This window comes from Treponema sp. UBA6852 (genome assembly GCA_002449305.1).
Classification (GTDB): Bacteria; Spirochaetota; Spirochaetia; order Treponematales; family Treponemataceae; genus Treponema_D.
The window spans coordinates 112300-123582 of record DKDI01000034.1 but is presented as its reverse complement, the minus strand read 5'-3'; the positions used below and the strand labels follow the sequence as shown (position 1 = coordinate 123582).

The window sequence follows — 11283 nt, the reverse complement described above, 5'->3', positions numbered from 1 at the left end:
AGAAACATCGCAGGGGCAAGCCCGATGATGACATTAAATCATAAAACTCGAAGTTTTGGCTATTTAGTCCAAATTTCTTTCAATAATGTTTCAAAAACAAAAAAAACTGCCCTCTATTTCTAAAGGGCAGCCGTTTTATTTTGGCCTCGTTTTTTAGTCTCCTCTAAAAGTGCATCTTTCAGAGACATTCTAAAATTACTTGTTATTTGTGATGAGCAGAGTCTTTGAATCCAGCTTAAGTGTTGTTTCAATGTCTGTGTTCTTGCCCATTTTTAGAATGCTCAGCTGAGTTACAGAATTCTTTGAAGAAAGATGAATCACAGCAGAGAAGTATGGAAGAAGCGCTTTTGGAGCTGAATCTTCAAGTTTGTCGCCTACTGAAGTTGAGCTGAACCAGATTTTTGTCTTTGTTACCTTTGCGTAGCTTGCGACTGTCTGCAAGTCTGCTTCTTTTACTTTTGAAAAATCAACATCGTCAATGACAACACCTGCAACTGCTGTTCCGCCAGCCTTGAGCGCATTCAATGTGTTAACAACTTTTTCCAGGCTGATGTTGTCCTGATTGAAGTTCAAGATTGTTCTGTTGCGGAGAATCTGTTCTTTTACATCAGCGGCATTTGCGATTGCCTTTTTCTTTGAAATTTCGTTGTAGATTCCGTCATACCAAGAAATTACATTTTCGCTGTGCTGGTTGAATGAAACGTGAACAAGCTGCTTTCCATTAAGAAGTGTGTCCATTCCAAATTGAACAAGAACAGAAGTTTTTCCAAGTCCCTTTTTTGCTGTAACAAGTCCTAGCTCGCCAGCCTTGAGCCCTCCGTTTGCCGCTTCGTCAAAAATGCGGATTGGGCTTCTTTCATATAATTCCTGCTTTGCCATAATGCTGCCTCCTGAATTTTTAGCTTGATTTTTTTTTACTTTTGCAGAAAGTTTTGCGCTTCAAAATATTTTGCTTTGCAAAAAGTTCTGTGTCCGTTTGAATAAGTATAACACATAAATTTTATTTTACAATAAAAAAATCTCCAGCAAAAGAAAATTCTTTCACTGGAGATTCTACGGTTAAACTAGGCTTTTATAGTTTTATTTTGCCTGTCCAGCCTTTTTCTTTTCTGCATAAGCCTTGATAAGCTCGTCGGCAACTGCATTTGGAACTTTGCTGTATTTTTCAAATTCCATTGTGAATTCTGCTTTTCCCTGTGTAGAAGAGCGGAGAATTGTTGAGAATCCGAACATTTCAGAAAGCGGAACTTCTGCGTTTACAGTTGAGTTTCCGTTTTCATCAGAAGAATCGATGATAACACCGCGTCTTTGGTTGATAAGTCCGAACATATTTCCCTGGAATTCTGTAGGTCCTGCAATCTGAACTTTCATAATAGGTTCAAGAATTGCTGGTTTTGCCTTTGCATAGCCTTCGCGGAATGCTCCGATAGCAGCAGTCTGGAATGCGATGTCTGAAGAGTCAACCGGGTGGTACTGACCATCGTTGATTGTGCATCTTACGCCAACAACAGGTGCTCCGATGAGAGAGCCTTTTTCCATTGCTTTCTTGAAACCTTTGTCGCAAGAAGGAATGTATTCGTTTGGAATTGCTCCACCTTTGATTGAGTCAACAAACTCGTAGTCTTTTTCTGAAATTGGCTCCATGAAACCGGCAACGCGTCCGTACTGTCCTGAACCACCAGTCTGTTTTTTGTGTGTGTAGTTGAAGTCAGCGCGCTGTGTGATAGACTCGCGGTATGCAACTTCCGGCTGAGAAACTGTAACTTCGCATTTGTATTCGCGTTTCATGCGCTCAACGTAAACTGCAAGGTGAAGTTCTCCCATTCCCTTGATGATTGTCTGATTTGATTCAGGATCAACGTAAGTCTGGAATGTAGGGTCTTCTTTTGTAAAGCGGTTGAGAGCCTTTGACATATTTGCAGCGTCCTGCTTGTTTACAGGAGTGATTGCTTCTGAAATAACTGGTTCTGGAACGAACATAGAAGTCATTGCAATGTTGAGTCCGCCACCACAGAATGTGTCTCCAGATGCGCAGTCAACACCAAACAATGCGATAATGTCGCCTGGCTGACCTTCGTTGATGTCTTCCATTGCTGCTGCGTTCATGCGGACAATGCGTCCAACCTTGAACTTTTTCTTTGCGCGTGTATTGTAAAGCTCATCGCCTTTTGTGATTTTTCCCTGATAAATGCGGACATAAGTAAGCTGACCGTACTGTCCGTCGTCAAGTTTGAATGCAAGTGCAACACAAGGCTTGTTTTCAACATTGAAAAGCTCAACCTGCTCTTCGTTCTTGTCAAGATCAAGTCCGTAGTTGTGAACTTCAGTTGGGTTAGGAAGATAGCGTACAACACCGTCAAGAACTGGCTGAATGCCTTTGTTCATGTGCGCAGAACCGCAGAATACTGCTACGAAGTTTTCTTCAAGGGTTCCTTTGCGGATTGCGGCGATAATCTTTTCTTCTGGAATGTCTTCTTTTTCTTCCATAAGATCTTCCATGAGCGAGTCGTCAAACATTGCGGCTGCTTCAAGAAGTTCTGCTCTCTTTTCTTTTGCCTGTTCTACAAGTTCAGCTGGAATTTCAGCAACGCGAATGTCTTCACCATCGTGTCCTTCAAAATAGTAAGCCTTCATTGCGATAAGGTCTACAACGCCCTGGAGTTTGTCTTCAAGACCGATTGGAAGCTCTACCATATATGCATTGAGTCCGAGCTTGTCGCGAAGCTGTGCGCATACACGAAGTGGATTTGCACCCTGACGGTCACATTTGTTTACGAAAGCGATGCGTGGAACATGGTAGCGTTTGAGCTGGCGGTCAACTGTGATTGACTGAGACTGAACACCTGCAACAGCGCAAAGAACAAGGATTGCTCCGTCGAGAACACGGAGTGAGCGTTCAACTTCAACTGTGAAGTCTACGTGGCCTGGAGTGTCGATAAGGTTGATTGTTGTGCCTTTCCAGTTTACCTGAGTCGCTGCTGACTGGATTGTGATTCCACGCTCGCGCTCCAAATCCATAGAATCCATTACAGCGCCTACACCGTCTTTGCCATGAACTTCATGGATCTGGTGAATCTTGTTGCAGTAGAACAAGATACGTTCTGATGTTGTTGTTTTACCAGAGTCAATGTGTGCACTGATACCGATATTACGTACTTTTGTAATATCAAAACCCATAGTGTATACCTCTCAAAAAAAAATTCGTGAGTCGGCAGAATACGAAATGCAAAGATTTCCGCATAATGCAATTAATTCAAGCAATTTTATTAAAAAATAGCGGTAAATTCAATAGGTCTTGGGCTGTTTTGAAGAAAGTTTAAAAATTTAATAGAAATGCTGTTTTTATGTTCCACTTAATCTTTCTGTTTCCGCCTTTAAAAACTGTAGTTGCTGAAGGACTGCATTTAAAGTCGCCTTCTTTTTCAGAAAATGAAAATCCGATTCCGGCTTGGCGCAGCATTGTTTTTTTAGGATAAACTGTGCTTGTGAATGAAAATGTGTTTTTCCCAGAGTCTTCTTTTTTATAAGAAAAAGTTGCGCTTGTAGATGAGCTTTTGAAATTTCTTGAAGCCTTTATTTGCGCAGAATATTCTTTTCCGTTTTTTTCCGTGGAATAAAGAAAAGATGCGTTTGATGAAAGCTTGCATTTTCCACTTGAAATGCTCAATGCTGTTTTTGCGCAGTATTCATTGAAGGCAGAGGGAAGCCTTTCAATCGTTTGTCTTTCCGCAGAGTAAAGTAAAATTCCTGTGCTTGCCGAAGTTTTTCCGAACCAAAATGTGTACTGCGGATTTATTCCTGCTTGGGTTTTTATTCTATTTTCAGTTTTGTCGGCGGTTATTAAAGATTCGTCTGCGGTATAATAGAAAGAATGGAGCAAAAAATCGCCTAAAAGAATGAAGTTTTGAAGCCTTGCCCAAAAGAAATTTCCGCCGAACGGGCTTTCGTGTATTCCTGCCGCTCCAGAAATTCTAAAATGTGCAAAGGCTATGTTCAGTTCAGTTTCTGCTGCGCCTCGTTTTTCCGTGGAAAAAAATCTTTGCTTTTGAAACCAAGCTGAGCTGTTTTCTCTTCCGTATTCAAAAAGTCCGCCAGAAAATGAAATGGTTGCGTTTGGAATGAACGGAGCTGAAAATCTTTTGAAGGCAGACGCATAAAATTCCTTTGTTTCAAGAACAGAAAGTTGAATAGTTGGCAAAAATGAATTTTTGTTTCCTGGTGAAATTGAAATTGCCGCTGCCAGTGGAGTTTTCCCGGAAGTCCAGGAGGGTAGGCTTGGAGAAATTCCAGGTGCTAAAAGAGAAGGCTTTTTTAGCGCGCTCGGAACATAAAAATTTGGCTGCTTTAATCTTGAAATTCCCTGTGAAAAACGCAAGGTTCCTGCAAGAAAATCTGTGGCCGCGAATTTTGTTGCCGCTGAATATTTTATTCCGTAGCGGTATTTTTGCATTGCTTCAAATTCACAAAACGAAGAGCTTGCAATGTCATGGAAAGTTTCTGTCCCGATTCCTGCAATCCAAATGGCAGTTAGTCCGCGGAACTTTAGCCTTGCTCCGGAATCGTATTTCAGCGAGAAATTTTCTTTTCCGTCTTTTAAAGGAAATTTAAAATTATTCCCGGAATAAAATTCAATTTGCGCATGGCAAATGTTCAGCGATAAAATAATTGTTATAAAAGTAATTTTGTTTTTCATCACATTATTTATTTCTGAAAAAAATAATTTTCTGCATATTTTTTGTGGAAATTAACTGTCATTCCCATGCTTGATATGGGAATCAACTGTAAAATTTCAATAGACTATCAACCGAGTTTCTTTCAGAAGCATCGCAGGGGCAAGCCCGATGCCGACGGTAAACATGGAATTTTGATAGAAAATTATGACATTTTTTGCGTTTTTGTGTTTTTTCGCTTGAATAACATTGAAAAATCTTATATACTCTGCGCTATATTTTATATCATCAGCATGTCAGATTGCAGCCGCTTCTTAGGCTTTGCCAGGTAAAAAGGAAAATCAAGTAAAAAAAGATATTTTCAAGCGGTTCCGGTCTTTCATGTAAGGAAAAGGGAATCGTTTATGGAAGATTTAGAAAACAAAATTGATGGGATTACTATGCCCGCAGAGGATTCACAGGTTTCTGTGGAAAATTCAAATGAATCATCAAATGAGCCTGAGACAATTTCATTTGCAGACTTGGGACTTGATGAAATCACTCTTGCCGCTATTGAGAAAAAAGGATTTAAAGTTCCTTCTCCAATTCAGGTTCTTGCAATTCCGCGTCTTTTGAATGGAGATGCGAACGTTATTGCAAAGGCCCGCACTGGAACTGGAAAAACTGCCGCTTTTGGACTTCCGCTTGTTCAAGATTTGCGTGAAGAAAGCGACCATGTCCGCGCAATCATTCTTGAGCCTACACGCGAGCTTGCTATGCAGACTGCGACAGAAATGGCTTCGTTTGCAACTGGAAAATATCCACGTACTGCTGTAGTTTACGGCGGTGCTTCTATGGGCGAGCAGATGAGGGCTTTGCGCCGCGGAGTTGAAATTGTTGTTGGTACTCCAGGCCGTGTTCAGGACTTGATTGACCGCGGTGTTCTTGACATCAGCAAAATCGATTACTTTATTCTTGATGAAGGCGATGAAATGCTTGACATGGGCTTTATCGAGGATATTGAAAATATTTTTGAATGCGCAAATCAGGATTGCCGTGTTCTTTTGTTCAGCGCGACAGTTCCAAAAGAAATTTTGAAAATTGCCCAGCGTTTTATGGGCGAGTATGAAATCGTTGAAGAAGAAGGTTTTGAAGAAGAGCCGCTTCTGATTGAGCAGAAATATTGGGTTGTTCGCGAAAGTGAAAAAGTTGAGGCTTTGGTTCGTCTTATCGATATTTCGCCGGATTTCTTCGGACTTGTTTTTGTTCAGAGAAAATCTGATGCTGACTATGTTTCAAAGTCGCTTGATGAGCGCGGATATGAAGCTGCCGCATTGCACGGAGATATTCCTCAGGGGCAGCGTGAAAAAATTCTTGCAAGATTCCGTTCAAAGAAAACAAGAATTCTTGTTGCGACTGATGTTGCTGCGCGTGGAATTGACATTGAAGGCGTAACTCACGTTGTAAACTACGAGCTTCCTTTTGACGGTCCGACTTATGTTCACCGCATTGGTCGTACAGGTCGTGCAGGAGCTGCTGGAATGGCGGTTACTTTTGTAAAGCCGGAAGAAACACGCAGACGTCTTAATTACCTTATTAATACTGTAAAGAAAAGTTCAAAGGACGAAATTGTTGAAGACAAAGTTCCTTCAATAGAAGAAGTTTTGGAAGCAAAAAAGAGCCGCCTGTTTTCTGACATTAAAAACAAGCTTGGACTTAATCAGGAAAAGTCTGAAGTTCAGGCTGAAAACGAAGCTGATTCTGTTTATGCAGATGAAAATGCTGAAGCTAATGTTTCTTCAGAGCCAAAAGTTCCACATTTAAGAAAAGGCGATCCTATTTTTGACAAACTTGCGGAAGAACTTTGCAATGGTCAAAATCCAGAGGAAGTTGTTGCTTCACTGCTTGCGGTTTCTTACGGCGGAATGCTGAATAAAAATCGCTACGGAAAAATTAATACTTATTCTGTTGAATCAAAAGGACGCGACAGAGACCGTGGCGGACGCCGTGAACGCGACCGTGGTTCAAGAAGAGGCGGAGATGTTTTTGTTGGCGACGACCAGCTTAGGCTTTATGTTCAGATGGGCTGGGACGATGGCTACAATCCAAGAAAAATTGCGGATTTCTTCCATGATTTGCTTGGTGTTCCGGGGCGCAAAGTTGATGCCATTGATATGGCTGACAAATTCTGTCTTCTTTCTTTGCCAGCTGATGACGGAAGAAGAGCCATTGAGCTTTCCGAGCGCGACCGCTCATTGCCGCACATGCACCTTGATACAAAAGTTACTGGCGGCGGACTTGGCGAGCGCGATTCATTTGGACGCGACCGTGGCTCAAGAAGAGGCGGAAGAGACAGAGGACGGGACCGCGACCGTGGATTTGGACGCGACAGAGACTTTGGCGGACGACGCGAACGTGATAGGGACAGAGGATTCCGCGGAGGTTCTCATGCAAGAGCTGGAGTTCACACTGCTACACAGAGAAGCGGTTCATCTTCATTCTTCAAGAGATCTGACGCTCAGGAATATTAATTTTTAAGTTTAGATAAAAACGCTGCTAGAAATGGCGGCGTTTTTTTATTCTAGTCGCATTGACTTCAATGCTGTTCATCAATAAAATAAAGAAATGTACGAAATAAAAGATTCAAAGCCGTTTGATACTGACGAAGAAGATTTTGACACTGTAATGGCTAGTGACATTTCATTTACAGGAAATATACGTTTTTCAAAGCCGTTTATGATAAAAGGAAAAATGAACGGAACAATCGAAGCTTCAAGTGATTTGCTTATTGATACAAATGCGGAAGTCAATGCCGACATTTCAACAGAACGTGTGCTTGTCCGCGGAAAAGTTGTTGGAAATATAAATGGAAAAAAACTTGTTTATGTCGCTTCAACAGGTTCTGTAATTGGCGATATTTCTTCTGCGCAGGTTGTGCTTGAGCCTGGTTCTGTTTTTTCCGGAAAATGCTCAATGTCTGGAATGTGATTTTTCAAGCTGGATTTTCAAGGTGCTTATATGAATAAGAAAAATTGTTTTTCATTTGTTATATTTTTTGTTTTTGTTTCCGCAGTTTTTTCGCAAGCCTCTCGTCCAGATGCACTTAAACTTTACCGTGAAGGAAAGTACAAAGATGCTGTGGCTGTTTGTGAAGTTGAAATTTCCAACAATCCGAACAATATGGACTCTTACGCTGTTTTGTGCTGGTCTTTGGTTGGAAACAAGCAGTACAAGGAAGCAGAGCTTAGAGCTACAGAAGCGCGCAAAATAAATTCCTATGATATTCGCTTGATGGAAGTTCTTGGCGAGGCTAAATTTTATCTTGGAAAAAACAATGAAGCGCTTGGTATGTTTCAGCGTTATGTCGCAAATTCTTCGGAAACTGCGGCGCGGCTTGGAACTGCATATTATTATATGGGTGAAATTTATGTCCGCCAGACAAAATATGAGCATGCGGATATTTCTTTTAGCGCGGCTGTAAAATATGAGCCGACTTATAGCGCGCATTGGTGGACAAGACTTGGTTACGCACGGGAAATGTGCGGCGACTTTAAAAACGCTATTACAGCTTATGACAGGGCACTTGGCTTAAATTCTCAAAATTACGATGCTGTCCGCGGAAAAAAAAGATGTCAGGATCGTCTTTAGTTTTTAGCTGATGAAAAATATTATTCATTTTGAAACTCTAGGCTGCAGGCTTAATCAGGATGAAACGGAAGGAGCCGCGCGTTCTTTTTCTGATGCTGGTTTTGCTTGTGAGTTCAATTCTGTTTCATCTGGAACAAATCCTTCTCAAGATGTAATTTTAAGCGTGATAAATACCTGCACGGTTACGGGCAAAGCTGAGCAGAAAGCCCGGCGAATAATCAGGTTGCTTCTTGAAAAATTTTTTGATGCGCCATTAATTGTTACCGGCTGTTATGCTGAACTTGCTGATTGTGAAATAACTTCGATTTCAGAAAATAGAATTATAATTGTTCCCGGCACAAAGAAATTTATTTTAAAGGAAATTTCCGTTGCGATGAATGGCGGCACGCTTGATTTTAAAAGCGGAAAATTCAATTTTGAGAATCTAAAATCCTTTGTTAACAAAAAAACTTTTTCATTTGAAAAAATTGACTCTTCAAAAAAAATTCCAACGGCGGTGAATCCGTTTGCTTTGTATACGCCTGTTTTTGAAAAGCATAGCCGGGCGACTTTGAAAATTCAGGATGGCTGTAACAACTCGTGTTCATTCTGCAGAATTCATTTTGCCCGTGGAACTTCTGTTTCTCTTGAGCCTGAAAAAATTCTTGAGCGTGCAAAGGAAATTGAAAATTTAGGTTCTTCGGAAATAGTGCTTACAGGCGTTAACTTGAGCCAGTATGCAGGAATGGCAAAAGACGGTGCGGTTTTTGATTTTAAAGAGCTGCTTTCATTTTTGCTTTCTAATACAAAAAAAGTTAAATTTAGAATTTCTTCTTTTTATCCGCAGCATATAACAAAAGAACTTTGTTCAGTTTTGTCTGACAAAAGGGTTCAGCCGTTTTTTCATTTGAGCATTCAGTCTGGAAGTGATTCGATTTTGAATTCTATGCGTCGACCTTATAAGCGAGAACAAGTTGAAAATGCGGTTCAGCTTCTTAGAGAATGCAAAATAAATCCGTTTATTTCTTGTGATATAATCGCAGGATTTCCCGGAGAAACGGAAGATGATTTTGAGCAGACTAAGTCATTGTGCAAAAAAATGAATTTTGCTTGGATTCACGCTTTTCCTTTTTCAGCAAGACCTGGAACACTGGCATTTTCTATGACTCCAAAAATTCCTGAGCGAATAAAAAATGAGCGCGTAAAGTGGCTTACAGAAATTGCTGTTTCTGGAAAAATTTCTTATATAAATTCTTTTAAAGAAAAAACTGTTGAAGCGACTGTTGAAAAAAAAGTTTTGCAGAAATCAGATGTAAAAAATATTTTTCATGCTGTTACAGAAAATTTTCTTCATGCTGAATTTGAATCTGAAAAAAAACTGGAAGCCGGAAGCATTGTCATGCTGAAAATAATTTCCGCGCTTGAAGACAGCATAAAATGCGGAAGAGAAGAAGAGTGCTTGGCAGAACTTTTAAAATAAAAATGGACGCAATGGATTTTACCAAAGCGTCCGTTGTTTTTAACCTTTAGAATTTACAGTTGACACCAACATTTATAAAGCTGTTGTCTTTCCATTCATAGAATTCGCTGTCTTCATCTTTGCAATGAATATACATTCCGCTTAAAGTCAGTGTTAAATTTCCGTTCGGCTTATATGCGATTTTAGGCTGAACAACAAAGTCGCCGCGTTCAATTCCCCAAAGCGCAGTAACTTCCGGCGCAATTTTATCATTCATCCAAGAATCTGTAATGTTTACGACAAGCTTGTTGTTTGTGTATCCAGTTTTGTCGTAGTCAACATCATATGACTTTAATAGTGATTTCATTACGCCGTAGCTAGAAAATCCTTCCGCATCATCAATTTTGTCGCCTTTGAAAATGTAAGTTCCAGTTTCTTGAATGTTGATGTTAATGTTGTTAACCGGAATGTCCACATCAAAGCCTGCAAGCCATGCAATGCTGTTGTTATGAACCCAAGGATTATCGCCTGCAACATCGTCAGTCAAATTGTATGCAAGTTCGCCGCGCAAGTTGAATCTTCCAAGCACAGTCGCCGCTTCAAGTCCGAATGTCTGCTTCCAGTCATATTCAAGTGAAGGCATTTCTGTTTTTCCGCTTAGAATTGTCGCGCTTAAATCTGCTGAAGGCTGCTTGTAATGCCCGTAATAGTAACTTGCGCCCCAGTCAAACGAGCCGAATGTGCCTGTAATTCTAAGTCCAGCTTGTGTGTATTTTAATTTTTGCGTATCCTGGTACAAGTCGTCTTGATTGAATTGCGCAGCTTTCATAAGACCTACTGTTCCGCTTTCTGCCCACTTTGAAGCTATTTCTGTTACTGAATTTTTCAATTCTGTGTATGCATCTGGCGTCCAAATTCCGTCTGTTGCGAATCTGTCTTTTTCCATGTACGGAGTCCAGATTCCTTCCAAGCGTAAATCGTTTTTTTCAAAGGAATATATTGCGCGGAACATAGGCGTGCTGAGCCTGCGGTCAATGTATTCTGGAACAATGAAATCAGTGTAATCGTCTGCATTAAAATTATCCAGAACATGAAGCTTGTCTCCTTTTCCCCAGATAACTTTCATTTTTCCTGCTTCAAGTTTTAGTTTTCCAAAGTAACCGCGGATTGTAAGCTCATCTATTACGTCCTGTGGATAATCTTTAATTGCGCTTTCGTCAAATTTCAGCTGAATGTCTGCATCAACATTTGAGCCTGAAAAATTGATTCCGAGCTTTGCAGATGGAGTTGCGGTAACAGGAAAGTCTGAAACCGAGTCGTAGTCTGAATCTTTCTGTCCTTCGTATTCTGGCTTGTCAAGATACATTCTGCCCTGAAGTTCTCCTTCGCCGCTGAATGTAATTGAAGGACTTGAGCTTCCGCCAAAACCGTCAGTGTCGTCAGAGAAACTTCCCCAGTCATCAAAATCCTGTGCAAATGCAAATGAGCAAAAAATCATTGCAAGCGCAAAAATTTTGTTTTTCATATAATGAAACTCCTTGTTTTTGT

At 40.6% G+C, this 11283-nt stretch carries 8 protein-coding genes; 4 read left to right on the top strand and 4 right to left on the bottom strand.

Translation table 11 applies throughout. The features are described 5' to 3' along the window. Positions 1 to 195 precede the first annotated feature (195 nt). From B3209_RS07445 to B3209_RS07435, 3 genes are all read right to left on the bottom strand, one after another. Positions 196 to 879, bottom strand: a complete 684-nt coding sequence (locus B3209_RS07445) for an ATPase domain-containing protein (protein ID WP_296690313.1) — start codon at positions 877 to 879, stop codon at positions 196 to 198. Between the two features lie 201 nt (positions 880 to 1080). Then, positions 1081 to 3177 (bottom strand): elongation factor G, encoded by a 2097-nt coding sequence (gene fusA / locus B3209_RS07440; protein ID WP_295798349.1) that lies wholly within the window; start codon positions 3175 to 3177, stop codon positions 1081 to 1083. A gap of 139 nt (positions 3178 to 3316) precedes the next feature. Then, on the bottom strand, positions 3317 to 4693 hold the full coding sequence (locus B3209_RS07435; protein ID WP_296662784.1) for a hypothetical protein: 1377 nt from the start codon (positions 4691 to 4693) through the stop codon (positions 3317 to 3319). Between the two features lie 417 nt (positions 4694 to 5110). On the opposite strand from B3209_RS07435, the gene B3209_RS07430 reads away from it, so the two are divergent. From B3209_RS07430 to mtaB, 4 genes are all read left to right on the top strand, one after another. Beyond that, positions 5111 to 7180, top strand: coding sequence for a DEAD/DEAH box helicase (locus tag B3209_RS07430; protein ID WP_414717763.1), 2070 nt, complete (start codon positions 5111 to 5113; stop codon positions 7178 to 7180). Positions 7181 to 7274: 94 nt separating this feature from the next. Beyond that, a complete protein-coding gene (locus tag B3209_RS07425) occupies positions 7275 to 7637 on the top strand; it encodes a bactofilin family protein (protein WP_294012673.1) in 363 nt (120 codons plus the stop codon). A 30-nt stretch (positions 7638 to 7667) separates the two neighbouring features. Continuing rightward, on the top strand, positions 7668 to 8297 hold the full coding sequence (locus B3209_RS07420) for a tetratricopeptide repeat protein (RefSeq protein WP_296662792.1): 630 nt from the start codon (positions 7668 to 7670) through the stop codon (positions 8295 to 8297). Between the two features lie 10 nt (positions 8298 to 8307). Continuing rightward, positions 8308 to 9756, top strand: coding sequence for a tRNA (N(6)-L-threonylcarbamoyladenosine(37)-C(2))-methylthiotransferase MtaB (gene mtaB, locus B3209_RS07415; RefSeq protein ID WP_296662794.1), 1449 nt, complete (start codon positions 8308 to 8310; stop codon positions 9754 to 9756). A gap of 46 nt (positions 9757 to 9802) precedes the next feature. Here the strand turns inward: mtaB and B3209_RS07410 are convergent, their stop codons facing one another. Next, entirely contained in the window at positions 9803 to 11260 is a 1458-nt protein-coding gene (locus B3209_RS07410; RefSeq protein WP_296662800.1) for a hypothetical protein, read from the bottom strand. Positions 11261 to 11283: the final 23 nt, after the last annotated feature.